General features: G+C 73.8%; 21 protein-coding genes. 10 read left to right on the plus strand and 11 right to left on the minus strand.

Translation table 11 applies throughout. The features are described 5' to 3' along the window. Window positions 1-108 precede the first annotated feature (108 nt). The 4 genes from ACGFT1_RS23695 (at window position 109) to ACGFT1_RS23710 (ending at window position 4695) form a co-directional block, all read left to right on the plus strand. Window positions 109-906 (plus strand): rhamnogalacturonan acetylesterase, encoded by a 798-nt coding sequence (locus ACGFT1_RS23695; RefSeq protein ID WP_373910950.1) that lies wholly within the window; start codon window positions 109-111, stop codon window positions 904-906. A gap of 24 nt (window positions 907-930) precedes the next feature. Beyond that, the gene (locus ACGFT1_RS23700) at window positions 931-2274 is read left to right on the plus strand and encodes a polysaccharide lyase family 1 protein (protein WP_373910951.1); all 1344 of its coding nucleotides are present in this window, start codon (window positions 931-933) and stop codon (window positions 2272-2274) included. A gap of 73 nt (window positions 2275-2347) precedes the next feature. After that, the gene (locus tag ACGFT1_RS23705; protein ID WP_373910952.1) at window positions 2348-3451 is read left to right on the plus strand and encodes a pectinesterase family protein; all 1104 of its coding nucleotides are present in this window, start codon (window positions 2348-2350) and stop codon (window positions 3449-3451) included. A gap of 293 nt (window positions 3452-3744) precedes the next feature. Continuing rightward, window positions 3745-4695 carry a M28 family metallopeptidase gene (locus ACGFT1_RS23710; protein ID WP_373910953.1) on the plus strand — a complete coding sequence of 317 codons (951 nt, stop codon included), beginning with the start codon at window positions 3745-3747 and terminating at the stop codon, window positions 4693-4695. A 59-nt stretch (window positions 4696-4754) separates the two neighbouring features. On the opposite strand, the gene ACGFT1_RS23715 is transcribed toward ACGFT1_RS23710, so the two are convergent. From ACGFT1_RS23715 to ACGFT1_RS23745, 7 genes are read right to left on the minus strand one after another with little or no spacing between them, the layout of a single operon-like run. Further along, window positions 4755-7094, minus strand: coding sequence for an amino acid adenylation domain-containing protein (locus ACGFT1_RS23715; protein ID WP_373910954.1), 2340 nt, complete (start codon window positions 7092-7094; stop codon window positions 4755-4757). A gap of 44 nt (window positions 7095-7138) precedes the next feature. Then, window positions 7139-7567, minus strand: a complete 429-nt coding sequence (locus ACGFT1_RS23720; RefSeq protein ID WP_373910955.1) for a nuclear transport factor 2 family protein — start codon at window positions 7565-7567, stop codon at window positions 7139-7141. A gap of 40 nt (window positions 7568-7607) precedes the next feature. Beyond that, window positions 7608-8849, minus strand: coding sequence for a polyketide synthase (locus tag ACGFT1_RS23725; RefSeq protein ID WP_373910956.1), 1242 nt, complete (start codon window positions 8847-8849; stop codon window positions 7608-7610). Between the two features lie 11 nt (window positions 8850-8860). Continuing rightward, window positions 8861-9874: a zinc-binding dehydrogenase gene (locus ACGFT1_RS23730; RefSeq protein WP_373910957.1), complete on the minus strand. Its 1014-nt coding sequence runs from the start codon at window positions 9872-9874 to the stop codon at window positions 8861-8863. Window positions 9875-9896: 22 nt separating this feature from the next. Continuing rightward, window positions 9897-13925, minus strand: coding sequence for an amino acid adenylation domain-containing protein (locus tag ACGFT1_RS23735; RefSeq protein WP_373910958.1), 4029 nt, complete (start codon window positions 13923-13925; stop codon window positions 9897-9899). Further along, window positions 13922-14230, minus strand: a complete 309-nt coding sequence (locus ACGFT1_RS23740; RefSeq protein ID WP_373910959.1) for an acyl carrier protein — start codon at window positions 14228-14230, stop codon at window positions 13922-13924. Before ACGFT1_RS23740 ends, ACGFT1_RS23735 begins: the two co-directional genes overlap by 4 nt. Continuing rightward, complete coding sequence (locus ACGFT1_RS23745) at window positions 14227-15168, minus strand: ketopantoate reductase family protein (RefSeq protein ID WP_373910960.1); 942 nt, start codon at window positions 15166-15168, stop codon at window positions 14227-14229. Before ACGFT1_RS23745 ends, ACGFT1_RS23740 begins: the two co-directional genes overlap by 4 nt. A gap of 698 nt (window positions 15169-15866) precedes the next feature. On the opposite strand from ACGFT1_RS23745, the gene ACGFT1_RS23750 reads away from it, so the two are divergent. From ACGFT1_RS23750 to ACGFT1_RS23775, 6 genes are all read left to right on the plus strand, one after another. Then, window positions 15867-16184, plus strand: a complete 318-nt coding sequence (locus tag ACGFT1_RS23750) for an acyl carrier protein (protein WP_393733912.1) — start codon at window positions 15867-15869, stop codon at window positions 16182-16184. 122 nt (window positions 16185-16306) lie between these two features. After that, window positions 16307-17380 (plus strand): cyclopropane-fatty-acyl-phospholipid synthase family protein, encoded by a 1074-nt coding sequence (locus ACGFT1_RS23755; protein WP_373910962.1) that lies wholly within the window; start codon window positions 16307-16309, stop codon window positions 17378-17380. Beyond that, window positions 17380-17766 carry a cupin domain-containing protein gene (locus ACGFT1_RS23760; protein ID WP_356823158.1) on the plus strand — a complete coding sequence of 129 codons (387 nt, stop codon included), beginning with the start codon at window positions 17380-17382 and terminating at the stop codon, window positions 17764-17766. The genes ACGFT1_RS23755 and ACGFT1_RS23760 overlap by 1 nt, the downstream gene beginning before the upstream one ends. Then, window positions 17763-18854, plus strand: coding sequence for a histidinol-phosphate transaminase (locus tag ACGFT1_RS23765; RefSeq protein ID WP_373910963.1), 1092 nt, complete (start codon window positions 17763-17765; stop codon window positions 18852-18854). Before ACGFT1_RS23760 ends, ACGFT1_RS23765 begins: the two co-directional genes overlap by 4 nt. Before the next feature lie 67 nt (window positions 18855-18921). Continuing rightward, window positions 18922-19965, plus strand: coding sequence for a methyltransferase (locus ACGFT1_RS23770; RefSeq protein ID WP_373910964.1), 1044 nt, complete (start codon window positions 18922-18924; stop codon window positions 19963-19965). Continuing rightward, window positions 19962-20813 carry a hypothetical protein gene (locus tag ACGFT1_RS23775; RefSeq protein WP_373910965.1) on the plus strand — a complete coding sequence of 284 codons (852 nt, stop codon included), beginning with the start codon at window positions 19962-19964 and terminating at the stop codon, window positions 20811-20813. The genes ACGFT1_RS23770 and ACGFT1_RS23775 overlap by 4 nt, the downstream gene beginning before the upstream one ends. A 216-nt stretch (window positions 20814-21029) precedes the next feature. Here ACGFT1_RS23775 and ACGFT1_RS23780 read toward each other — a convergent pair whose 3' ends face one another. Genes ACGFT1_RS23780 through ACGFT1_RS23795 form a run of 4 tightly spaced genes read right to left on the minus strand, consistent with a single transcriptional unit; the run spans window position 21030 to window position 24836 of the window. Then, window positions 21030-21752, minus strand: coding sequence for a thioesterase II family protein (locus tag ACGFT1_RS23780; RefSeq protein WP_373910966.1), 723 nt, complete (start codon window positions 21750-21752; stop codon window positions 21030-21032). Further along, the gene (locus tag ACGFT1_RS23785; RefSeq protein WP_373910967.1) at window positions 21749-23140 is read right to left on the minus strand and encodes a class I adenylate-forming enzyme family protein; all 1392 of its coding nucleotides are present in this window, start codon (window positions 23138-23140) and stop codon (window positions 21749-21751) included. Before ACGFT1_RS23785 ends, ACGFT1_RS23780 begins: the two co-directional genes overlap by 4 nt. Then, window positions 23137-23685 carry a polyketide synthase gene (locus ACGFT1_RS23790; RefSeq protein WP_373910968.1) on the minus strand — a complete coding sequence of 183 codons (549 nt, stop codon included), beginning with the start codon at window positions 23683-23685 and terminating at the stop codon, window positions 23137-23139. Before ACGFT1_RS23790 ends, ACGFT1_RS23785 begins: the two co-directional genes overlap by 4 nt. Further along, window positions 23682-24836 carry a beta-ketoacyl synthase N-terminal-like domain-containing protein gene (locus ACGFT1_RS23795; RefSeq protein ID WP_373910969.1) on the minus strand — a complete coding sequence of 385 codons (1155 nt, stop codon included), beginning with the start codon at window positions 24834-24836 and terminating at the stop codon, window positions 23682-23684. The genes ACGFT1_RS23790 and ACGFT1_RS23795 overlap by 4 nt, the downstream gene beginning before the upstream one ends. Window positions 24837-25012: the final 176 nt, after the last annotated feature.

Below are 25012 nucleotides of genomic sequence, written 5' to 3' on the forward strand. Positions count from 1 at the left end.
CGGGGACCTGCCGCCGGCTCCGGCCGGCCGCGCCCCCGCGGCGGAACCGCGACCCGGACACCGCACCGCACCCCTGGCAGGTTCCCCCGCGTCCGAAAGGCACCCCTCGTGTCCCTCACGCGCAGACAGCTCGGGCTCGCCGCTGCCGCCGCCCCCCTCACCCTCGGCGTGACCGGCACGGCCCGGGCCGCCGGGCACCGTACGCGCACCCTGTACATCGCCGGTGATTCCACGGCCGCCCGGAAGACCGCCGACGAGGCCCCGGAGACCGGATGGGGCATGGCACTGCCCTTCTTCCTCCACCAGGGCGTCGCCGTCGCCGACCACGCGGTGAACGGCCGCAGTTCGAAGAGCTTCCTGGACGAGGGCCGGCTCGACGCGGTCCTCGCCGTCATCCGGCCCGGTGACCTGCTGCTCGTCCAGTTCGCGCACAACGACGAGAAGGCCACCGACCCCGCCCGGTACACCGAGCCCTGGACGACGTACCAGCAGTGCCTGCGGCGGTACGTCGCGGGAGCCCGGTCACGCGGGGCCCGGCCCGTCCTCGCCACCCCCGTCGAGCGCCGCAGGTTCGACGCCGACGGCAACGCCCTGCCGACGCACGGCGACTACCCGGCGGCCATGCGGGCGCTGGCCGGGGAGCAGGGGGTGGCGCTGCTCGACATCGAGGCGCTCTCGCTCGCACTGTGGCAGCGGCTCGGCGTGGAGGAGACGAAAACCTACTTCAACTGGACCGCCACCGAGCGGGACAACACCCATTTCAACCCGCCGGGCGCCATCGTCGTGGCACGGCTCGTGGCGCGGGAGCTGCTGCGCACCCGGGTGCTGGCCCGGCACGACGTCGTCCGGCTGGACGAGGACGTCCCGGCGTCCTGGATCACCTGGCCGCCCGCACCGAGGTCCTGACCCGTCATCGAGGAGAGCCGCACCATGCGCACACGGAACTGTCATGGACGTGTCATAGCAACAGCAACCCTGGCCGGATGCACGGCCCTCGTGCTGACCCTCACCGGTACCGCCGCCGCGTCCGGCACGACCGCCGGCCACCGCACCGGCCACCGCACCGGCCCGGAGCGCCAGGTCCTGCCCGCCCGGGACGGCTGGGCGGCCTACGGCACCGGCACCACCGGCGGGGCCGCCGCCGACCCCGCGCACGTGTACACCGTCAGCACCTGGGAGCAGTTCAGGACCGCCCTCGCCGACGGCGGCAGCGCACCGAAGATCGTGCGGGTGAAGGGGACGATCGACGCCGACGGGCCGGGCTGCGACGCGTTCGCCGTCCCCGGCTACGACCTCGCCACCTATCTGAGGACCTACGACCCGGCGGTCTGGGGGCGGGCGCGCACCCTCGACGACGAGCCGGACGACAGCCCCGAGGGCCTGCGCCGCGCCTCCGCCGCCCGCCAGGACGCCTTCGTGAAGGCCGCCGTCCCCGCCAACACGACGATCGTCGGCATCGGCCGCGACGCCGGCTTCCAGGGCGCCAGCCTCCAGATCGAGGACGCCGACAACGTCATCGTCCGCAACCTGGCCTTCGAGAGCCCCCTCGACTGCTTCCCGCAGTGGGACCCGACCGACACCGCGGAGGGCAACTGGAACTCCGAGTACGACAGCGCCGTCGTCCACGGGTCGGCCCATGTGTGGATCGACCACGACACCTTCACCGACGGCGATCACCCCGACAGCACCCTGCCGTCCTACTACGGCCGGATCTACCAACAGCACGACGGCGAGCTGGACATCGTCAAGGGCGCCGACTACGTCACCGCCTCCTGGAACGTCTTCGAGGACCACGACAAGACGATCCTCATCGGCAACAGCGACAGCGCCGCCACGGCCGCCGTCGACCGGGGGCACCTCAAGGTCACCTTCCACCACAACCTGTTCCGCGACCTGGTCGAGCGGGCCCCGCGCGTCCGCTTCGGGCAGGTGGACTCGTACAACAACCACTTCGTCGCCGGCGACGGCTACTCCTACAGCTACGGCATCGGCATGGAGTCCCAGCTCGTCGCCGAGCACAACGCGTTCACCCTGCCGGACGGCGCCACGGCCGGGTCGGTGCTGAAGAAGTGGAAGGACGCGCCGGTCACCGCCGCCGACAACTACGTCAACGGCGCGCCGGTGGACCTCGTCGCCGCCCACAACGCGCAGGTGCCCGGCGAGATCCTGCGGTCCGGGGCGGGCTGGACACCGGTCCTGCGCACCCGGGTGGACCGGCCGCACGCCGTGCCCGCACGCGTCGACCATCGCGCGGGCGCCGGCCACCTGCGCTGACACTCCCCGGAGGCCGGGCCCGGCCCCGGTCCCGGCCTCCCGGCCGAGCCGCAACCGACGAAGGAGCACACCCATGCCCTTGTCCCGACGGGGTTTCCTCACCGCGGGTGCCGTGGCCGCCGCCGCGCCCGGCCTCACCTCCGCGCCCGCCCGGGCCGCCGCACCGCGCCCGTTCGGCCGGTACGGATCCCCGGCCCGCCGCCTCGCCCCGGACACGCTGTACGTCGACCCGCACGGCCGGGGCGACTTCACCGCCGTCCAGGCCGCGGTGACCGCCGCCACCGGCAGCGGGCGGACCCTGGTCATCGCGCCCGGCACCTACCGGGAGACGGTCGCCGTCGACGCCGGCCGCACGGAGATGACGTGGATCGGCGCCTCGGAGAACCCCCGTGACGTCGTCATCGTGTACGACAACGCGGCCGGCACCCCCAAGCCGGGCGGCGGCACCTACGGCACCTCCGGCTCCGCGACGACGACCGTCCAGGCCGACGGCTTCACCGCCCGCTGGATCACCTTCGCCAACGACTGGCTGCGCGCCGCCCACCCGGACGTCACCGGCACCCAGGCCGTCGCGGCCAAGGTGCAGGGTGACCGCAGCGCCTTCCTGCACTGCCGCTTCCTCGGCCACCAGGACACCCTGTACGCCGACTCCGCCGCCCTCGGCGTCCTCGCCCGCCAGTACTACGCGCACTGCCACATCGAGGGCGACGTCGACTTCGTCTTCGGCCGGGCCGGCGCCGTCTACGAGGACTGCCACTTCCGCACCCTGGGCCGCACCGACCTCGCGGCGGCCCCGTACGGCTTCGTCCTCGCGCCCTCCACGGCCGCCGCCGACCCGCGCGGCTACCTGGTCCTCGGCGGGCGGATCACCAGCGAGGCCCCGGACGGCTTCTACAAGCTGGCCCGCCCCTGGGTGCCCAGCTCCGACCCGACCGCCCGCCCGATGCTCACCGTCCGCGAGACCTGGCTCGGTCCCGGCATCGACACGGCCGCCCCCTACGCCGACATGTCGGCCGCCCACCCCTGGCAGCGGCAGCGGTTCGCCGAGTACCGCAACCGGGGCCCGGGCGCGGTGATCACGGTGCCGGAGAACCGTCCCCAGCTCACCTCGGAGCAGGCCGCGTCGGCGACCAGGGCGGCCTGGCTGGGGGACTGGACGCCCTGGCGGAAGCGCTGAGCGCACCCGCCGCACGGCGGCGGTGAGGGCGGGCGGACCGGGCGTAGGAAACACGCCAGGAATTCCCGCCCTTCTCCGCGGCCGCCGTGGCCGCCGCGCGTGATTCCTGCGTGCATCCGGGCAGGAATTCGAGAGATATCACCCTGGCGGGAAACGGGCGTCCCGTCGATTCCGCTTGTGAAGGCGATGGAAAAGGCGGTGACGTCGGCCGGGCGCCGTGAAATATTCGTCCCGATCACGGGGGAGCCCCTGATCGGGAATATCACGCACCCGCACCGCAAAGGGGAAACGCAGTGTCTCTCACGCCCGTGCGTCCTGCCGTCATCGCGGCGTGCACCCTGTCCGCGCTGCTTCTGACAACGGCCGGTGTGCACGCCGAAGAGCCTGCTCAGGCAGGTGAGGCGCCCGACATCTCCGTCACCGGGGTGATGCGGCACCTCGACGCGCTCCAGAAGATCTCCGACGCCCACCACGGCAACCGGGCCCATGGCACGGCCGGTTATCAGGCATCCGTGGAATACGTCCGCGGGAAACTGGATGCCGCCGGATACAGAACCACCCTCCAGCAATTCGAGTTCGGCGGGAAGAAAAGCTGGAACCTGATCGCCGACTGGCCGCACGGCGGGCGTTCCGGAAAAGTGCTCATGGTCGGTGCGCACCTCGATTCGGTGGACACCGGTCCCGGAATCAACGACAACGGTTCCAGCGTCGGCGCCATCCTGGAGACCGCGCTGACGGTCTCCGCGAGGAGGGCCGCCCCCGCCCAGCACCTCCGGTTCGCCTTCTGGGGAACCGAGGAGGAGACCTACATCGGCTCCACGCACTACGTGAACGCCCTCCCGCCCGCCGAACTGACGAGGATCAGCGCCTACCTGAACTTCGACATGATCGGCTCACCCAACCCCGGGTACTTCGTCTACGACCAGAGCCCCGAGGTCGCCCGGCACTTCAAGGCCTTCTTCGACGCCAAGGGCATCCCCACCGAGCCCGCCACCGCCCTCAACGGCCGCAGCGACCACGAGCCGTTCCTCGCCAAGGGCGTCCCGGTGGGCGGTATCTTCACCGGGTCCGCCGAGATCAAGACCCCGGAGCAGGCCGCTAAGTGGGGCGGGACCGCCGGCCGTGCCATGGACGCCTGCTACCACCTGGCCTGCGACACCCCCGCCAACATCGACCGGCACGCCCTCGACGTCAACAGCGACGCCGTCGCGGCGATGGTGTGGAGGCTCGGCGTGCGCGGCTAGCCGGGCGGGGAGCAGCCCGGCGCCCGGTGGTCCGGCCGGACCACCGGGCGCCCGCGCGGTCAGCGCGGCCGGCGTCCGCGGGGGCGCGCCGCCAGCCGGGCCAGCCGGTCGCGGTCCACCTTGCCGGTGGGACCGACCGGCAGGGCCGGCAGGACGAGCACGTGCTCCGGCAGCATGTAGCTCGGCAGGACCCCGGCGAGACGGCGGCGGACCGACCCGCCGGACAGCTCCGGCTCCGCCGTCCCCGTGGCCACGGCCGCCACGATCTGCGGGCCGTCCTCGCCGCGCAGCGTGGTGACCGCGCAGTCCACCACCCCGGGCACCCGCCGCAGCGCGGCCAGCACCTCGCCCAGCTCGATCCGGTAGCCGCGCACCTTGACCTGGTCGTCCCGGCGGCCCCGGAACTCCAGGTTGCCGTCGGCGCGCCACAGGGCCCGGTCGCCGGTGGCGTACATCCGCTCGCCCGCCAGGCCGCCGACCGTGTCGGCCGTGAACTTGGCGGCCGTCAGCTCCGGTTCGCCCACATAGCCGTCGGCCACGACCACGCCCGCGATGTACAGGTCGCCCTCCACGCCGACCGGCAGCGGTTTGCGGTCCTCGTCCAGGACGTAGTAGCGGGCGTTCTGGATCGGCCTGCCGTACGGCACGCTGGTCCACTGCGGGTCGATCGCGCCGACGTCGAAGTGGTTGGACCAGATCGTCGCCTCCGTCGCGCCCCCCAGCGCCACGACACGGGCCCCGGGGAAGCGGTCCCGGACCCGGCCGGGGAGGGTGAGCGGTACCCAGTCGCCGCTGAGGAAGACCAGCCGCAGCCGGGGCGGCCGGGCGTCCCCCGGGAGGTCCTCGGCGAAGGACATCACCATGCTCAGCGCGGCCGGTGCCGAGTCCCAGAAGGTGACCGGCTCCCGCAGCATGATCTCCATGAGCCGCTCGCCGTCGGAGAGTTCCGCCGCCGGGACGACGCGCAGACAGGCGCCCGCCGCCAGGATGCCCAGCAGGTCGTACACCGACAGGTCGAAGGTGAGCGCGGTCACCCACAGCAGGCAGTCGTCCGGCCCCACCGCGTACGTCTCGTTGACCCACTGGACGACGTTCACGGCGCTGCGGTGGCGCACCGAGACGCCCTTGGGCACCCCGGTGGAACCGGAGGTGAAGATGACGTACGCGGTGTCGCCGGCGCCGGGCCCGGCCGGCAGGGGCAGATCGCGGGCGGCCTCCACATCGCTCCACGTGCTGATCACCGGCGCGTACGGCTCCGCGGTCGCCGTCGGTGCCGGGCGCAGGACGACGTCGTAGCGGTCCCGCAGGACGGCCGGCCAGGCATCTGCCTCGCGGCGGTGGATCTCCGCCCGCACCGGCACGCCGAGCCGGGCGGTCAGCGCGCCGAACCAGTCGGCGGGCACCCGCAGATGACCCTGGTCCCCGCCCTCACCCGGTTCCTCCAGGTCGGCGATGACCACCGCCCCGCCGGGTGCCAGCGCACCCAGCGCGTCCCGCAGCACGGACCGCAGGTACTCGAACCCCGGGAAGAACTGGGCGACGCTGGCCAGCACCACCACATCGGCGCTCGCCGGCGGCACCACGTCACCGAGCCCGTCGGCGGCGGCCCGCACGAACCGGGCGCCCCCGCCGTACTCCCGGTCCGCCCGCTCGAGCGCCACGGACGACACGTCGACGCCCGTGTAGGCGGCCGCCCGGTCCCGCAGCGCACAGGCGATCAGGCCGGCACCGCAGCCCACCTCGACGACCCGGGGCCGGTCCGCCACCGACAGCACCAGGTCACGCACCCGCGCGACGTACGTCCCGATCTGCGCGTCGGAGACGCCGTCGGCCGGGTTCCGGTTGAAGCCCGAGGCGCGGGCCTGGTCCTCGTCCTCGGCGACGGTGTCCCACAACAGGCCCACCGCCTCCGTGTCCAGCGGGTCGGGGGCCGGGGCCCGCAGATCCGTGCAGACCAGCCGGAGCCCGGTACCCGCGAGGTGCCCGGCCTCCTCCGCGCGGCGCGCCAGGGCGTGTCCGGTGACGATCCAGCCGATGCCCAGCCGGCGCACGGGCGCGGCGATCCGCGCGGCCGGCCAGCGCGCGTCCAGCGGCACGTAGGCGGCGCCGGTGCGCAGCACCCCCAGGACCGCCCGCACACTGTCGTACGAGTTCTCGTGCAGGATGCCGACGAAAGCGCCCGGGCCCGCGCCCCGGCCGCTCAGGAAACGGGCGAGCAGACCGGAGTCGTCCCACAGCTGCCCGTACGTCCTGGCCTCCCCCTCCCCGAGGCGGACGGCCGGGGCGTCCGGGTTCTCCCGTACGCGCCGCTCGATCAGGTCGACCAGGCTCACCCGGTCCTCGAACGGCCGTGCCGTGTCGTTCCACGCGGCCGGCGGCAGCTCCCAGGACTCTGCCATCTGCTCTGCCCTCCTTCGTTCAGGCCCGCCCGGGCGGCGGATCGTCAGATGACACGGCCGTGCCGGGGATTGTCGCGGTGGATGACCCGCTCCCGGATGCGCAGTTCACCGTCGACGCGCACCATTCGGTCCTCGACGCTGGAGGAGGAGTAGAAGCGCATCTCGTCCTCGGTGTCGGTCTGGGTCACCAGCGAGTAGTAGGTGACGCGCAGGCCGTCGTCCCCGGCCGGCTCGATCAGGAAATGGTCGAACCAGTGCCGGGTGACCAGTCCCTCGTACATCGGGAGCATGCTCTTCATCTTGGCGCGCATGGCCTCGCGGCCCTCCACCTTCTCCCCGCGGTGCGGGTGGGCGACCGAGCCGTCCTCGGTGAAGGTGGCCGTGAACCGCTCGATGTCCAGGTCGTCCAGGACGCGCATCTGGCGGGCGTAGAAGTCCTTGACCTCGATGTAGAGATCGGCGTTGACGGACATGGGTGCTCCTTGCTGTGACTGGGTGCGGGAACGGGGGCCGTCAGAGCGACGGTGCTTCCTCCAGGACGAGGAAGGCGTTGGTGCCGCCCACGCCGGCCGACATCAGGCCGGCCGTGCGGGGGCGGCCGTGCGCCGGCCAGGGGCGGCCCTCGGGGAGGATGCCGAAGCGCGCGCCGCGCCCGGTGAACTCCTCGATCGGGTCCTCGGTGTTGGGGGTCGCGGGCAGGAACCCGCGGTCCATCGCGAGGCAGGTCTTGATCAGGGCCGCCATGCCGGCCGCGGTGTCGCAGTGGCCGACGGAGGCCTTCACCGAGCCCACCGCGACCGGCTCGCCCTCGGTGCCGAGCCCCTCGATCAGGGCGGTCGCCTCGATCTGGTCGTTCAGCGGGATACCGACGCCGTGCGTCTCGACGTAGTCGACGTCGGCCCCGGTCAGGCCCGCCGCCTCCAGGGCCCGGCGCACCGCGCGGACCTTGCCGTCGACACCGGGGATGACGAAACCGGGCTTGGCACGGCCGTCGTTGGTGACGGCGCTGCCCCGGACGACGGCGTACACCGGATCCCCGTCGCGCAGCGCGTCGTCGAGCCGGCGCAGCAGGACGGCCCCGGAACCGTCGCCGGGGACCACGCCGTTGTGCCGGCGGTCGAAGGGGCGCACGATGCCCTCGGTGGAGTAGATGCTGCGCGGGGTGCGCAGATAGGTGCCGTCGGCGTCCTCCTGGACGGCCACCGCCCCGGCCAGGGCGTAGTCACAGCTGTGCGCCCGCAGGCTCTGGCAGGCCAGATGGACGGCGACGGCCGAGGTGGCGCACGCCGAGTCCAGCATCAGTGACTCGCCCCACAGGTCCTGGAGGTAGGAGAAGTAGGGCCCGGCGAAGGTCGGGTCGACGCGCACCACGTCGTCGAAGGCGGCCCGCGGCACGTGCTTGGTGCGCGCGCAGCCGGCGTACACGGCGGTCCGGTCGGCGATCGCCGACAGCCGCACCCCGGCGTCCTCCGCCGCCTGCCACAGCGACTCCTGGAGGATGCCGTGCTGCGGGTCCAGGCCCTCGGCACCGACGAGCGCGCTGTCGTAGGCGTCCCGGTGCGGCGCCAACCCCCAGGAGTGGACGCGCAGCCGGTCCCCGCCCAGGTCCTCCACGACCGGCACCGGCTCCCGCCGGAAGCAGTCGCGGCCCGCGACGAGGTTGTCCCAGAACGCCTCGACGTCGGGCGCCTCGGCGAAGCGTCCGCCCACGCCGATGACGGCCACCGGGTCGGAGCGCTTGGAGAGTTCTGACATGCGAGCCTGCCTCAGTCGAAGGTGAGCGCGACCTTGACGACCCCGTCCCCGCGGTGCTGCGCCAGGTCGAAGGCGTCGGCGATGTTCTTGATGTCGAAGGTGTGGGTGATGTGGTCGGCGACGTGGATCGAGCCGCTCCCGATCAGGTCCAGGGCCGTGCGGAAGGAGGCGAGCCCCGGCTCCAGCTGGGCGCCGCCCACCGCGTGGATCAACTGCGCGTTGCGCACGAAGAGGTGGGCGTACGGGATGCGCATGTCGTAGTCCTCGGGCATGCCGAAGAAGCCCAGCCGGCCCCGCTGCCCGACCATCCGCATCGCGTGCTCGCGCGCCCCGTCGGTGCCGGCCGCCTCGATCACCAGGTCGGCGCCGGCGCCGCCGGTCAGCTCCATGACGACCTCCTCGGCGCTCTGCCCCGGCACGTGCGCGGTGGCGTCCGCGCCGAGCGAGCGCGCCACCGCCAGCCGTCCCGGCTCCAGGTCGACCGCGACGACCCGCTCGAAGCCGCGGTGCTTGAGCATCTGGAGGAACAGCAGGCCGGCGGAGCCGACGCCGACGACGGCGGCCGTCCGGCCCTCGGGCACCGGCTCCGGCCAGAACCGCTTCAACGCGAACACCACGGTCCCGAGCTGCTGCGCCATCAGATGGACGGTCGGCGAGCCGGTGTCCGTCAGCGGCAGCAGGAACCGGCCGGCGATGGTCTGGTAGCGCGCGAACGACGCCATGTAGGCGTGGTTCGGCACGGTCAGCACGAGGTCGCCCGGCGCGAACCGGGCCGACCGGCTCTCCACGACCTGACCGACGCCCTCGTGCCCCGGGTACCCCGCCGGGCAGGGGTAGGGATGGTCCCGCATGTCCCGGAAGAACGGGGACTCGGCGCGCACCCGGTGCACATCGCTGCCGCAGATGGCGGCCACGGTGTTGCGGACCAGCACCTCGTCCTCGGACAGCTCCCGGAAGGCGACGTCCGCCACCTCCAGGCGCCCGGGCTCGACGAGAACGGCGGCTTCGCCACGTACGTGCGGCATGCGGACCTTCCTTCGGGGATGTTCACGAGTGGTCGGCGCGGGCGGCGGGTGCCCAGGACAGGGGGTGGCCGGGCAGCCGCAGCCGGCGGGCCGGACCCTCCGGGGTCAGCCGCGCTCCGACGCCCTGGCACCACAGCGCCGCGAGGGCCCTGAGCAGGGCTTCGTCGTCCAGGTCCGTCGCCGGCAGCTCCAGGACGGCCACCTCGCCGAGCTGGTCGCGGGCGACCTGGAGCAACTTGGCGGGTTCGGCCTCGGTGGCCAGGTGCGCCTGCCGCGGGGCGGGCCCGTCGGGGGTGACCGGGCCGAGCGCGGTGCTCCACAGCACGCGGGGGCGGCCGGGCAGGGGTGCGGTCCCGGACTCGTCGGCCGCGTACCGGCGGCCCTCCTCGGCCCCGAGGGCCCCGCTCACCACGGCCGCCGCGATCCGGCCCGGGCCGGCGCCGAGCACCGCCGCCGGGGTCACCCCCCACCGGGCGAACCGGCCGGCGAGGCGCACCTGCCGCGTGAGGGCGCCGGTGGTGCCGTCGCCGGCTTCCGTGAACGCGAACACCACGGCGGGGGCCGGTCCCGGGACGGGCGGCGCGGCCGGGTGGCCGACACCGTCGCGCAGGGCGCGTACCGCCTGCTCCCGGCCGGCCGCCACCACGGCGAACCGGTGCGCGAACCGCTCCCGGCCCCGGTCCAGGGTGTGCGCGACGTCGGCCAGCGCCACCCGCGGGTCCGCCTCCAGGTAGGCGGCCAGCCGCTCCCTGGCCGCGGCGAGGGCCTGAGCGGTGGCGGCGGACAGGGCGAGGACGTGGTGCCCGGTCCCGTCCGTCCCGGACCGCCGCTCCGGTGCCGCGTACGCGGGCGGCGTGCGCGGCGTGGGCTGCCGTGGTGCGGCCGCCTCGGCGGGCGCGGGCGCGGGGACGGCCGTGGACCGGTGTGCGGTGGCGATCAGCCGGGCCTGGTCCTGGACGGTGACGTGCCGCAGCAGGTCGATGACCGGTACGTCGGCGCCGGTCGCCAGTCTCAGCTGTTCGCGCAGCTTCACCAGCAGCAGCGAATGGCCGCCCGCCTCGAAGAAGTTGCGGTCGGAACCGAAACCGCCGTGCCCCAGCACCGCCCGCCAGGCCGCCCGTACGCCGTCCAGGAGGGAGGCGGGGCCGGGAGCCGCGGCCGGGGCGGCCGGGGGCGGTGCGGCGGGGGCGGGCTGCGGGGCGTGTTCCCCTCGGTCCACGTCCGGCAGCCGGCGCCGGTCGATCTTGCCGGTCGGGGTGAGCGGCAGCTCGTCCACCAGCACCAGATGGCTCGGAACGGCGAAGGCGGGCAGCCGCAGCCGGGCGTGCCGGCCGAGCCCGTCGGCGTCCGTGCCGGGCGCGGCGACCGCGTAGGCGACGATCTCCTTCTCGCCGCGCCCGTTGACGCGGGTGGTGACGAAGACCGACTCCACGGCCGGATGGGCGTCCAGCACGGCCTCCACCTCGCCGAGTTCGACGCGCTGACTGCGGATCTTGACCTGGTTGTCGTTGCGGCCGATGAACTCCAGCAGCCCGTCCGGCGTCCACCGCACCCGGTCGCCGGTGCGGTACAGCCGGGTGGTGCCGTCGGTGACGAAGCGGCCGGCGGTCAGCTCCGGCGCGTTCAGGTAGCCGTCGGCCAGGCCCGCACCGCCCAGCAGGAGTTCACCGGGCACACCGCGCGGGACCGGCCGGATGCCGCCCTCCTGCACGACCCGCACCTCGGTGCCGGGCACCGGGCGGCCGATGGGGACGGTGCGGGCGTCCGCGGCGACATCGGTGATCGCGAACCATGTCGAGGTGAAGGAGTTCTCGGTGGGGCCGTAGCTGTGCAGCAGCACCCCGGGACGGCTCCAGCGCAGGGCGCGGCGCATGTGCCGCACGGAGATCAGCTCACCGCCGAAGTAGACGCGCCGCAGCGACTGGAGCGTGTCCGGGGCGTCCTCGATGATCCGGTTGAGCAGCGGTGTCGTCACCAGCAGGGTCGTCACCCCCCGCGTGCGGACGACCGTACGCATCTCCCGGGGACTGAGCACCAGGTGCTTGTCGAGCACGACCAGTTCGGCGCCGTGGGTCAGCGCGCCCCAGATCTCGTAGCTGGCGCCGTCGAAGTTGAGCGGGCACAGCTGCGCGACCACGTCCGTCTCGTCCAACGGGATGAAGTCGGGCCGCTGGAGGAGCCGGGCCAGCCCGCGGTGCGGCAGGACGACGCCCTTGGGCCGGCCGGTCGTACCGGAGGTGTAGAGCACGCACAGGGTCGCCGCGTCGTCGTGAGGGATCTCGGGCGCGGCCGGGCCGCCCGTCCGCGCCGATATGTCGTCCAGCCGTACGGCGGTGTCGTGGGGCACGTCGAGGGTGTGCCCGCAGTCCGGGTCGACGACGAGGACGGCCGGGCGGGCGTCGTTCACGATCAGCTGGAGCTGGGCCTCGGGGTAGGCCGGGTCGAGCGGCAGGTAGGCGGCCCCGGCCAGGGCGCAGGCCAGCCAGAACACCGGGGTGTCGAGGCCGGGGGGGAGCAGCAGGGCCACGGTGTCGCCGGGCCCGACGCCCCGCTCGTGCAGCCGGCCGGCCACTTCCCTGGCGCGGGCGCCGAGTTCGCCGTAGGTCAGGACGCGGTCGCCGTGGCGTACGGCGACCGCGTCCGGGCGGTCGGCCGCGTGCCGCAGGACCAGCGCGGGAATGCCGGGCGCCGGTGTGGTGACGGGCGCACCGTGTGCGGCGACCCGGGACAGGCCCGGGTCGCACTCGGCGAGCAGGTCGCCGCAGGAGGTGCCCGGGGCGGCCACCGCGCGGGCCAGCAGCTCGCGCAGCTCCTCGGCGAACAGCTCGGCGGTGGCGCGCCGGTAACGGGCGGTGTCGTAGTAGACGCACAGCCGGGTACCGGCCGAACCCTCCAGCACGTTGACCGAGAACTCGTACTTCGTCGTCTCGTCCGGATGGTCGAAACGGCGGACGGTGACCCCGCCGGCCCGCCACTCGTCCTCGTAGGCGGGCGTGTACATGAACGCCGTGCGCTCGGCGCCCGGGCCGTCCGACCGGGCGCTGCGGATCTCGCGCAGCCGCCGCACCGGCAGATGGGCGTGCTCCATGGCGTCGAGCATCCGCTCGCGCAGCCGGGCGGTCACGTCCGCGAAGCTGTCCCCGGGATCCAGCCGGTCGCGGAGCGGCAGGACCCGGCTGAACAGGTCGACGCGCTCGGCGTCGGCGTCCCGGCGGCCGGCGAACACCATGCCGAGGACGCCCTCGGACTCGCCCGCCCACGCGTGCAGCAGCACCGACCAGGCCGCCAGGACCACCACGGCGGGGGAGCCGCGGCCGGCGGCGGCCAGGGCCTGGACGCCCGAGGCCACCTCGTCCGGCAGCCGCACCTCCACCCGGCCCGAGGGCCCGGGGAAGCCGTCCCCGGGCACCAGGTCGTGCGGCGGCGCGAGGGAGGCGGGGGCGTCGTGCAGGGCCGTGGCCCAGTACTCCTCGGCCTCGGCCTCCGCGTCCGCCTCCGTGTCCGTGCCGGCCCGGTCGCCGGTCTCCGGGTCGCTCCGGTCCTCGGTGTCCGGCGCGGGGCGTGGTGCGGGACCCGGCTCACCCGCCGCCCGGGACCGGTATGCCGCCACCAGGTCCTCGGCGATGATCCGGCTGGACCAGCCGTCGGAGACGATGTGATGCATCGTGACGGCCAGCAGGGCGCCGCCGTCCCCGGTCAGCAGGACCGCCCGCAGCAGGGGCGCGGTGCCGAGGTCGAAGGGCGCGCGGCCGGCGACGACCGCGCGGGCGAGGGCCTGCGCCCGGTCGTAGCGGCCCGGCAGCCGGTCGATGACGAAGGCCAGGGGCGGCTCCGCCTCGGTGCCGCGCCACAGCTCGCCGCCCTCGGTGAAGAAGGAACCGCGCAGCGCCGGGTGCGCCCGCAGCACGTCACCGAGGGCGGCCCGCAGCGCGGGTACGTCGACGCCCGGGACGAACTCCAGGTCGACCGTGACGTTGTAGCGGTCGGAATCCGGTTCGCGCTGGCAGGCGAGCCAGACGTCCAGTTGCTCGGAGGAGGCCGGTGTCCTCACTTGGGGACCGCCACGTGCTCGCCGGCCGCGTCCGCCCGCAGGGTGCGCACCAGGCCGGCGACCGTGCGGACGGAGCGGAAGTGGACCGGGGTGAACTCGGCGTCCGTGATCGTCACACCGAAGCGCTGCTCGCACTGGGCGCGCAGCTCCACGAAGCCGAGGGAGTCCAGCCCCAGGACGTCCTGGAGTCCGTCGTCGTCCCCGATGCGCTCCGCGGGCACGTCCAGGAAGAGGTCCTCGACCAGGATCTCCTTCAGCGTCGCTTCCAGGGTCTCGGCCTGCTGCTCGCCCGAACCGACGGTCATGGCGTTTCTCCCTTGCTGTAGGTGGATCGGTGCGGTGCGAGGGCCTCGGCGTGCCGTTCCCGCTCCGCGGCCCGGCGTGCCAGCTCGGTGATCGCCGGCAGGGCCAGGTCGTGGTCCCGGGCGCGGCGCAGTACCGGCTCGGTGAGCGCGGCGAGTTCGGTCGGCCGGACACCGGCGGCCACGTCCCGGTGCAGGGAGGTGTCCGTCCGGCCGGGCAGGGTGGCGAGGGTGTGCAGCAGGTCCGGCTCGTCGACGGTGACGGCCTCGGTCGCCGCGACGGCACAGGCCTCGCGCGCCGCGCCGCGCAGCAGCGCCGCCAGCTCGGGCTGCCGGCGGACGGCGCCCAGGGGGCCGTCCGCCGCGGTGGTGGCCAGGGCCAGTGGCAGCAGGAGCACCAGCTTGCGCCACAGGACGCCGGCCGGGTCCGGCTCGGTGGCGCAGCCGATGCCCGCGTCCGCGAGGGCCGCGGTGACGCCGGCGAGCACGGCCGGCGCGTCCTCGTCCGCCGCCAGGCTGACCTCGGCGAACAGGGAGTTCCACGTCACCCGGCCGGGCCCCGTGCGCTCCGCCTCGACGCGGATCGCGCCGACGATCTGGCGGGCGCCGAACCGCTCCCGCAGCAGGGCGGGGTGGTCGAGCCCGTTGAGCAACGGCACCACCGCGCCCGGCAGCGTGCCCGGACCGGTCCGGGACAGGGCGGCCTGGAGTGCCGGTGCCTTCACCGTCACCCACAGGACGTCGACCGGCTCGTCGAGCCGGTCCACCGCGCGGACCGGCACACAGTGGTCGCCGCGCAGTCTGCTGTGGACGTCGATCACGCCGGAGTAGCGGGCCCGGGTGGACTCCCGCATCACCAGCGTGACGTCGTGGCCGCCGCGGGCCAGGGCCGCCCCGAGGGCGAGCCCCACTCCGCCGGCGCCCAGAATCGCATGCCTCAACACGTTTCCCGGAGCGTCTCGTGAGAACACCGGTGCCCCGCGCGGCCCGACCGCGCACGGCGGGCAGCCGAAAGGGACACCGGACGAAGGAAAGTAGAACGTGAAACGAAAAGGCCGGCTACAGCCCTGAAGGGTCCGGCGGTCGCGGGTCAGGCGGCCGAAACCATGATTCTCAACGGAGTTCGGAAGCGACTCCGTCGACGTGTGCACGCGGCCGACCGGCCGACGCGTACTCCCCCGTAGCGGCGTACATGATTCCCCCTGTCACGCCGGATCCAGATCACCGTCGAATGCGATGCTGAAATACTGCGTTCACAAACGACTCAGACTGTAAGGGCGTCAACTTTTAGCCGTCAACCAGCTTTTCGGCCAACGGATGGCCGGTGTGCGCGCCGCGCGCGGGCCGATGACTCGGGGATCGATCATTTGGCCTGAGTCGGTACGACGGAGTGTGGCCGACAAACGACCCTTGACTGGCCCGATGACCGCTGCCTACGCTCCGACAACGGCAATCTGGCCACCACGGCGAGCATTCGGCTCGGGGACCGAACCGGTTTGATCCACCGGTTGTGCGTCTGTTTCCACGGGGGATCAAGAAGAGAAAGCGCATACAGTCACGCCCCTGCGCGCCGCCCTTCCACGGTGCGCCGTATCCGGGGCGATGAACCGCGAGCCGCGATGACACGGGGGAATTCCCTTTGACCGACGATGGTGTGAGAACACGCCCGGAACCGCATTCCGCCGCACAATCCGACGCGTCCGCCCGCACGCCCGCACCGACGATGACCGACCAGGTCAGAGCCGCTTGGACCGACGTACTCGGGCATGACGACTTCGACGACGACACCCCTTTCCTCGAAGCGGGTGGCCATTCCCTGAAAGCCGCGCAGGTACTGATCCGGCTCCGCCGGCAACTCGGTGTGCGCCTGCCCAACCGGCTGTTCTTCGACCACCCCACCGTGCGCGAACTGGCGGCTGCCGTGGAACGTATCGCCACCACGTCGCCCCTCGCGTGATCGGCCGGCACCGAGACCGGAAAGTCGCCGGCACCGACCGCATTGTCGCCGGCTCCGACCGGAAAGTCGTCAGCCCCGGCCGGGATGCCATCGGCCCCGACTGAATCAGGAAGGCTCTTCTCGTGACCGCTCCCGTTTCCCGCGACGGCATCCAAGAGGCAAGCGACGGTGTTCTCCTCCCCGCGGACTGGCGGGGAGGCGCGAAGACCCCGCTCGACGCCGACACCGCGTTCAACGGATTCATCTCCACCAACGTCGTCTTCGCCCTGGCACAACTGGGCCTGTTCACCTGGTTCGACGACAACGGCCGGCTCGACATCCCGGATTACTGCCGGGCGGGACAGCTGGACGAAACCGTGCTGCGCCGGCTGCTGTCCGCCGCGGAGACATTCGGGTATCTCGTCCTGGCCGGCGACACGGTCGCACCCACCCCCGCCTGGGACGAACTCCGCCGGAAGATAGGGTTCTTCACCTGGGGGGTCGGCGGATACCACGACGTGTTCGCGAACGCCGCGTCCCTCGCGCGCGGAGAACGCGTCTTCGGCACCGACCTCCTGCGCGACGAGGGCATGGTGGCGCTCGGCTCGGCCCAGGCCGATCTGGCGCTCATGCGGCACATCCTCGACGAGCAGTGCGCCGCACTCGACTTCTCCGTCCTCGCCGACCTCGGCAGCGGCATCAGCGAGCGCGTCTGCCGTCTGGTGAAGTCCCGCCCCGGCGCCCGCGGACTGGGCCTGGACATCAGCGCGTCGGCCACACGGCTGGCCGCCGGCACCGTCGCACGCCACGGCCTGACCGACCGTGTCCAGCCGATCTGCGCCGACGTCCTCGACGTCCTGTTCCGGGGCCGCCGCATCGAGGGCGCCGACGAGGTCGACGTCGCGATGAGCTTCATGTTCCTGCACGACCTGCTGGTCGACCCCCGCACGCGCGGGGACGTCATCCCGGCACTGCGCAAGGCCTTCCCGCACGCGCACACCTTCCTGCTCGGCGACACCACCGTCCGCCCGCGCGGCGAGGGTGACACCCTGCCGGTGTTCTCCAGCGGCTTCGAGCTGGCGCACGCCCTGATGGGCGTCCCGATCTACACGCGCGAGGAGTACGAGAACCTCTTCCGCGAAGGCGGCCTGCACCTGCGCCGGACCGTCCCCTTCGGCGCCCCGCACACCTACCTCTTCGTTCTGGAGGCCCAGTGATGAGCGACCGACGTCCGGGCGAGGCCGAGATCATCGGGGACCTGCCCATCCCGCTCGCCGTGGCCGGCCACCACCAGCCCGCGCCCTTCTACCTCACCGCCGACATGTTCGGGGGCCTGCCCGTGCAGCTCGCCGGCGGGGAACTGACCGGGCTGATCGGCAAGCCCGTCGCCGCGCCGCACACCCACCCGGTGGACGAGCTGTACCTGCTGGTGTCCCCCAACAAGGGCGGGGCCCGCATCGAGGTCCAGCTCGACGGCGTACGGCACGAACTGCTCTCACCCGCCGTGATGCGCATCCCGGCCGGCAGCGAGCACTGCTTCCTGACCCTGGAGGCCGAGGTCGGCAGCTACTGCTTCGGTGTCCTGCTGGGCGACCACCGGTGACCCGGCCCCCCGCCGCCGCCGACGGCAGCGCGGCACCCGCCGGTCCCGGATCGCCGTTCAACACACGCGTCGCCGGGGCCGACGACCTGATCCGCCTGCACCTCGGCGAAAGCCCCTACGGCGCGGCCAAGGCGGCCCTGCGGGCGGCCGAGCGCGAGCTGGCCCGGGTGAGCGTCTACCCGGACCCCGAGCGCCACGACCTGGTCCACGCCCTCGCCGAGCACTGGGACGTCACCCCGGACCACATCGCCGTCGCCAACGGCAGTGACGAACTCGTCCTGGCCACCGCCCTCACCCTCGGCGACCGCACCCGCCCCGGCCTCGTCACCGACGGCACGTTCCCCGGCTACCGCACCTGCCTGGACCTGACCGGACGCGGCTGCACCGCCGTGGAGCCGGCCGGTACGGACGTCGACGTGGAGGCGTTCGCCGCGCGGCTGCCCGGGCACGGGATCGGCTACCTCTGCAACCCGCACAACCCCAGCGGCGCGGCCCACACCCGCGAGGAACTGACCGCGCTGGCCGAGGCCGCGGCGCGCAGCGGGGTCCCGCTGGTGTTCGACGAGGCGTACATGGAGTTCGCCGGCCCCGACGCCCCGCAGACCCGCGACCTGCTGGACGGGGACGCGCCGCTGCTCGCGCTGCGCACCTTCTCCAAGGCCTACGGACTGGCCGCGCTGCGCGTCGGCTACGCCGTCGGCCGGCCCGCGCTGATCGCCGTACTGCGGCAGACGCTGCGCGCCCTGCCGTTCAGCGTGAACCGGCTCGCCCAGGCGGCGGCCCTCGGCGCCCTCGGCGAGCAGGACTTCGTGGCCGGGGTGCGCCGGTCCACCGCCGAGCGGCGCCGCTGGTTCACCGCGGAACTGGACCGCCGCGGGCGCGCCCACCTGCCCTCCGTCACCAACTTCGTCGCGGTCGCCGCCCGGGACTGCGCGCTCGCGCAGGACCGGCTCGCCACCGACCACGGAATTCTCGTTCGCAATGCCGGACTGTTCGGATTTCCCGGATACCTGCGCACGTCGCTCGGAACCCAGGAAGACCTCGTCCGGTTCCTCGACGCCCTCGACGAGATCGAGGAAAACCCCTGAAAGACCTCCCGGATTTCTCGGGGACGCCCGGCGAAAACGCTGAACGAGAACGACAAGGAGCAATCGCGTGTTCCGTCAAGACCCGTTGAACACGATCCTGGCGCTGGGCTCCGGGTTCACGCCCACCGCCATGCGTGTGACCGCGACCCTGCGCCTGCCCGACCTGGTGGAGCAGGGGCACCGGACCGTGTCCGCCCTGGCCGCCGAGACCGGCACCGACGAGCAGTCCCTGGGCCGCGTCCTGCACTACGTCAGCCTGCTGGGCCTGTTCACGCGGACCGAGACCCCGAAGGGCGCGGAGACGGCCTACGAACTGACCGACGTGGGCCGGGTGCTGCTCGGCGACCACCCGAGCAACCTGCGCCGCTGGCTGGACTACGAGGACCCCGGCCGGGCGATGGAGGCCCGGTTCGAGCCGGCCATCGGGCTGCTCATGGACGCCGTACGCACCGGCGCGCCGGTGTACGAGCAGGCGCACGGCCGGCCCTTCTGGGCGGACCTGGAGGCCCACCCGGACATCGAGAAGTCGTTCAACGCGGGCATCGCCCGCATCGCCGGCCGGCTCGTGCCCGAGCTGGCCCGCATCTACGACTGGTCCCGTGTCCGGCACGTGGTCGACGTCGGCGGCGGCAACGGCTCCCTGCTGCTGAGGCTGCTCACCGAGCACCCGGCGCTGCGGGGCACGCTGCTGGAGCTGGAGAGCGTGGTCGAGGAGGCCAGGGGGACGGTGTCCCCGGTGGCCGCCCGCTGCGAACTGGTGGCGGGCAGCTTCTTCGACCCGATGCCGGCCGGCGGCGACGTCTACCTGATCGCCAACACCCTCCACAACTGGAGCGACCGCGACGCCGGCCGCATCCTCGGCCGCTGCGCCGAGGCCCTGGAACCCGGCGGCCGGGTCGTCGTCGTGGAGCGGCTGCTGGACAGCGGCAAGGATCCGGTGATGGCGAGCTACGCCGACCTGCTGATGCTGGTGCTGCTCGGCGGGCGCGAGCGCAGCCAGGACGACCTGCGCGCCCTCGGCGCCGCGGTGGGCCTCACCCTCACGGACGCGCGGAAGTTCGAACTGCCCGGTCACTGGCTGATCGAGTTCACCGAGGGAGGGACACGGTGAAGCGCTCGCTGAACCCCGACGAGCCCAACGCGCTGCTGTCGTACGACTTCGACCGGGGCAGCAACTACGAGAGCGTCCTGCACCTCACCGAGGCCCTCGGCGCGCTGGTCCCGGAGAGCGAGACCGAACACCCCGACCAGCGCTTCTTCCAGGTGGCGCACCTGATCACCGAGTACGCCTGGGTGCAGGTCCACTACGAGCTGCGCCGCGCCCTCACCCACCTGGACCATGACCGCCACGCGCAGGCGGTACGGCTGTTCGACCGGGCCACCGCGCTGAGCGAGATCACCGTGCAGGCGGTGCGGCTGATCACCGACCACCTGCCGCAGCACGGTCTGCTGATGATGCGCAACGCCCTGCCCGAGGACGCCACCGGACTGGACTCGCCCGGCTACCGCAACCTGCGGCGCGTGGCCCGGCCGGTGTGGAAGGCCTACGAGCAGGCGGTGGAACGCGCCGGGCTCTCCCTCCAGGACGTGATCGCCCAGCAGGACGACGGCTACACCGGCCCCGGTTCGCCGCAGGCGCAGGCCCTGGCCCTGGTCCGCGAGGCGATGCTGCGGCTGGACGGCAGTGTCCTCGGCTGGAAGCAGCATCACCTGATCATGGTGTGGTCCCAGCTGGGCGGCCAGCCCGGTCTGCGCAAGGAGAGCGCCGAGACGGACGCGGCCGGACTGCCGCAGAGCCTGGGCGGCCGGTCACTGGCCACGCTGGAGGCCCGCTCCCAGCTGACGCTGTTCCCGGAGCTGTGGCGGGCGGCGGAGGAGGCCTACTGGCTGCTCGGCACCCGGCACGACACCGACGCCCCGGTGCGCGGCGGCGGGAGCGGCTGCCCGGTGCAGCACTGACCCGGCCGTACGGACGAGCGGGCCGCCACCCCACCCGGGGCGGCGGCCCGCTCGCTGCCGCGGTTCCCCGGTCCGCCGGTGGTCCTCGCGGCGCGCCTCCGGGGCGGCCGGTGGCCGCTCGGCGCCGTTCCGGGGCCGCCGGTGATCCGTCCGGCGCGGTGCCCGGCCGGACGGTGGCCCGCCCCTCGTCCCGGGTCCCGGGTCCCTCGTCCCGGGTCAGCGGTCCGCTCGCCGGTGGGCGAGGTCCAGGAGGCGCGACGTGACCTCCTCGAAGCGCTCGTGCGGGAAGAAGTGGCCGCCCTCGAAGCCCTCCACGCGGTGTCCGCGGCGCGTGTACGGCCGCCAGCCGGCCATCACCTCCGCGGGGGTGTCGGGGTCGCCGGTGCCGTACCAGCTGACGAGGTCGCTCTGAAGCGGCTCGGGCACGGGGTCGGGGCGGTGCCCGGCGACCAGCGCGAGGTCGCCGCGGATGACCGGTACGAACTGGTGCCGCATCGGGGACCGGCGTACCTCCGGCGGAATCCGGCCGTGGTCGGCGAGCGCGTCCAGGAGGGCGTCGTCGCGGCCCAGGGTGAGCAACGGGCCGTAGGGGGAGTCACCGAGGAGATGCGGCGGGCGGGTCGCGGCGACGACGACGAACGCGGGGGCCGGCCGGCCGAGCGCGTGCAGGGCGAGGGCGGTCTCGTAGGCCAGCAGGCCGCCCATGCTGTGGCCGAACAGCGCGTACCGGCCAGGTGGGTCGACGCGGTGGGCGAGGTCGGCGGCGGCCTCCCGCAATGTCGCCGGCCCGGGTTCCCGGGAGCGCAGGCCCTTGCCCGCGGTCTCCAGCGGCAGCGCCCGCAGCCCCGGCGGCAGCTCGCGCCGCCAGCGCACGAAGCTGCGGGCGGAGCCGCCGGCGTGCGGCACGCAGTACAGGGTGAGCGGTTCCGGCGCCGTCACTTGTGGTGCTCGCCCGCGCGCAGGTGCCGGACGCGGACCGTCAGCGGCAGTTCGCTGCGGGTCAGCAGGGACCGCAGGTGCCGCCGCAGCTCCGCCTCCGTGGGGGGTACGGCGGCGTCCGTGTAGACGTCGAGTTCCACCACCGCGGAGTCGTCGTCGCCCGCGATCCTGGTGGCCGCCCGGACCACGCCGGGCAGCGACTCGGCGGCCCGGCGCACGGTCGCGGTGGACACCTTCTCGCCGCGCACCACCGCGAAGTCCGACGAGCGGCCGTGGACGTACACGTACCCGTCGTCGTCCACGTGCCCCATGTCGCCGGTGGCCAGCAGGTCCGGCTCGATCAGGTCGCCGCGCTTGGACGGCGCCGGCTCGCCGACCCGGCGCCGGTAGACGGTGTCGGAGCGCACCAGCAGTTCCCGCTCCCCGGTGCCGCAGGGGCGGGTGAGGACCTCGACGCCGGCCAGGGGCAGCCCGACCGAGCCGTGCCGGTGCGGTGGTTCGCGGTGCGCGGCGAGCGTGGACACGCGCGGTCCGGCCTCGGTGAGACCGTAGGTCACGTACAGGCCCAGCTCCGGGTTGAGCTTGAGCAGCCGGGAGACGTACGACGGGTCGAGGGCCTGGCCGCCGACGGTGAGCGTGCGCAGCGGCGGGGGCAGTTCACCGCCCGCGGCGACGACCGACTTCACCAGGCTCGGGGTGAGGGAGGACAGGGTGACGCCCCGGGCGGTGACCGTCTCCAGGTGGTCGGCCACCGAGAACGGCGGTCCCGCCATGACCAGGCGGGAGCCGCTGACCAGCCCGCCGAGGACCTGGGCCACCAGCGCGAAGGAGTAGTAGACGGGCAGGCTGACCAGCGCGGTGTCGGCCGGCCGCTGACCGATGGAACCGCTGTGGCGGCGGGCGTTGCGCAGCAGGGCGTCCATCCGGTGCAGACAGCCGGTGGCCATGCCGGAGGTGCCGGAACTCATCAGGACGACGTGGCCCGGCCCGTGGTGCCGGTACGGCCAGTCGGTGAAGACGCCGATGTCGGCGCCGCCGGCGCGGGTGACGCCGGTGACGCCCTCGGTCCTGACCGCCGCCCGCACCAGCGCGCAGGCGCCCAGCTCGCGGGCCACCTCACGGACCCGGGTGGCCGGGGTCGAGGGGGACAGCAGCACGGGGGTGTGCCCGGCGAGGGAGACGGCAAAGAAGAACCGCAGGGCGCGGGAGCCGTTGGGCAGGGCGATGACGACGACCGCGCCGGGCGGGGCGGGCAGTGCGGCGAACCGGTCCACCAGCGCGGACAGTTCCGGCGGGTCCTCGGTGGGCGACACCTCTTCGGTGCGGGTGAGGAAGTCGGCGACCACGGTGGGGTCGAGGTGCTGTTCCGTCATGTTCTGGGCGGTCATGTTCTCCGGGGCCTCCGCGTGGGCGCCGGCCCACTGACGACCAGGCAGTGCGCCCGGTGCTTGCCTTCGTCGGTCGTGGTGTGGGTGACGACCAGGACGTGTGCCGCGCCGGGCGGGTCGCCGAACAGCCAGTCGCCGCACAGGGCTCGGGCCGGTGCCACGGCTGCCGCGAGCGGCATGGGCAGCATCGACACCGGGCCGTGGAAGCCGAACGCGGAACAGACCGTGCCGGCCAGGGAGCCCGGTCCGGCGCCGGCGAACCGCATGGGGGAGAGCCGGCCGCGCGGGACGGCGTCGGCGAGCGCGCGCAGGGTGTGCCGCGTGGCGTGCTCGCTCACCCCGATCAGGCCCACCTCGGCGGGCCGGTCCGGTGCGGCGTCCCCGCACTCCGCCAGGGCGGCCGCCACCGCCTCGGCCAGCAGCCAGGCCACCGGGTCGGCGTAGACCCCGGCGATCCGGCGCCGGACCGTACCCGGGTCGTCGGCCTCGACGGCGGCCGCGCCGGTGACCACGGCGCCCTCGGGGCACCACTGGGTGTGGTTCACGCGGTGCTCCCTTCCGGGGCCGACAGGACCAGGCAGGTGTTGAAACCGCCGAAGCCCAGGGTGAGGCTGATACCCAGGGAGCCCGTGACCTCGCGGCCGGCGCCGGCCGCCAGCGGCACGGTCAGCTCCGGCATGACGGCTCGGGTGTTCAGGACCGGGGGCACGCTGCCGTGGCGCAGCGCGAGGAGCAGGGCGATGGCCTCCAGGGCGCCGGTGGCGCCGAGGGTGTGGCCGAGGGCGGGCTTGGTGGCGAAGACGACCGGGTGCGGGGCGGTGCCGAAGACGGTGCGGTAACAGGCCGCCTCCGCCGTGTCGTTGGCGCGGGTCCCGGTGCCGTGGGCGTTGACCACGGCGATGTCGGCGGGGCGGGCCCCGGCCCGGGCCAGTGCGCGCCGGACGGCGAGGACCGCGCCGGCTCCGGTCTCGTCGGGTGCGGTCGGCCCGGTGCCGTCGTTGGAGGCGCCCCAGCCGGCCAGCTCGCCCAGGACGCGGGCGCCGCGGGCCGCGGCGGCGGCCGGGGTCTCCAGCAGCAGGAAGCCGGCACCCTCGCCGAAGAGGGTGCCGTCGCGGCCGGTGTCGAAGGGGCGGACGGTGCCGGAGGCGGAGAGGGTGCCGAGCGCCTGGTGGCCGAGGAGCTTGCCCGCGGTCAGCAGATCGATGCCGCCGCACAGGCAGCGTTCGGCCTCGCCGCGGGTGAGCAGGGCCGCCCCGGTCAGCACCGCGTCGGCGCCGGAGGAACAGGCGGTGCTCACCGACACGGACCGGGCCACGCCCAACTGCCGGGCGACGGCGGCGGTCAGGGCGTGCGGCGGGGTCTCGGCGGCGTCGTCCAGGTGGGGGCCGAGGCTGCTGCCGAGGACGAGGGTGTCGACGTCCCCGGCCGGGCAGCCGGCGTCGCGCAGGGCGGCGGACGCGGTGGTCACGGCGAGCCGTACCTGACGCCCGGACGGGGCGCCGTCCGCAGCGCCGTCCGTCAGGAGGGCGGCGGCGGGCGCGGGCAGCGGGCCGTCGCCCGGGAGGGGCCGGATCCCGGCGCGGCCGTCCCTCAGATGCCGCCAGACCTCGTCGAGGCCGTCCCCGAGCGCCGTCGTCCAGCTCATTCCGGTGATGCGTACGGCCCGGTCGTGGTCGGTGACGCGGAAACCCCCCAATTAATCCCCCAAGTGCAGTGAGAAATGCGCCGGTCCGAGGACGGTATGACCACGATCTGCCGATCGGGATTTTATTTGCAATACGAAATCTTATGTTAAACGACGGAGTTATGGGGTGGCAAGGGAGGTGAGCCGTGAGAGCTTGACGGTTCGTCAGGCCGCCGTCGTGTGCGTAT

Source organism: Streptomyces sp. Y20 (genome assembly GCF_043195475.1).
Classification (GTDB): Bacteria; Actinomycetota; Actinomycetes; order Streptomycetales; family Streptomycetaceae; genus Streptomyces.

Bases quoted from the DNA above. Each gene is read 5' to 3' on its own strand.
- ACGFT1_RS23700 (WP_373910951.1), top strand. From the start codon at position 931: ATGCGCACACGGAACTGTCATGGACGTGTCATAGCAACAGCAACCCTG.
- ACGFT1_RS23705 (WP_373910952.1), top strand. From the start codon at position 2,348: ATGCCCTTGTCCCGACGGGGTTTCCTCACCGCGGGTGCCGTGGCCGCC.
- ACGFT1_RS23715 (WP_373910954.1), bottom strand. From the start codon at position 7,094: ATGGCAGAGTCCTGGGAGCTGCCGCCGGCCGCGTGGAACGACACGGCA.
- ACGFT1_RS23720 (WP_373910955.1), bottom strand. From the start codon at position 7,567: ATGTCCGTCAACGCCGATCTCTACATCGAGGTCAAGGACTTCTACGCC.
- ACGFT1_RS23725 (WP_373910956.1), bottom strand. From the start codon at position 8,849: ATGTCAGAACTCTCCAAGCGCTCCGACCCGGTGGCCGTCATCGGCGTG.
- ACGFT1_RS23730 (WP_373910957.1), bottom strand. From the start codon at position 9,874: ATGCCGCACGTACGTGGCGAAGCCGCCGTTCTCGTCGAGCCCGGGCGC.
- ACGFT1_RS23740 (WP_373910959.1), bottom strand. From the start codon at position 14,230: ATGACCGTCGGTTCGGGCGAGCAGCAGGCCGAGACCCTGGAAGCGACG.
- ACGFT1_RS23760 (WP_356823158.1), top strand. From the start codon at position 17,380: ATGAGCGACCGACGTCCGGGCGAGGCCGAGATCATCGGGGACCTGCCC.
- ACGFT1_RS23785 (WP_373910967.1), bottom strand. From the start codon at position 23,140: ATGACCGCCCAGAACATGACGGAACAGCACCTCGACCCCACCGTGGTC.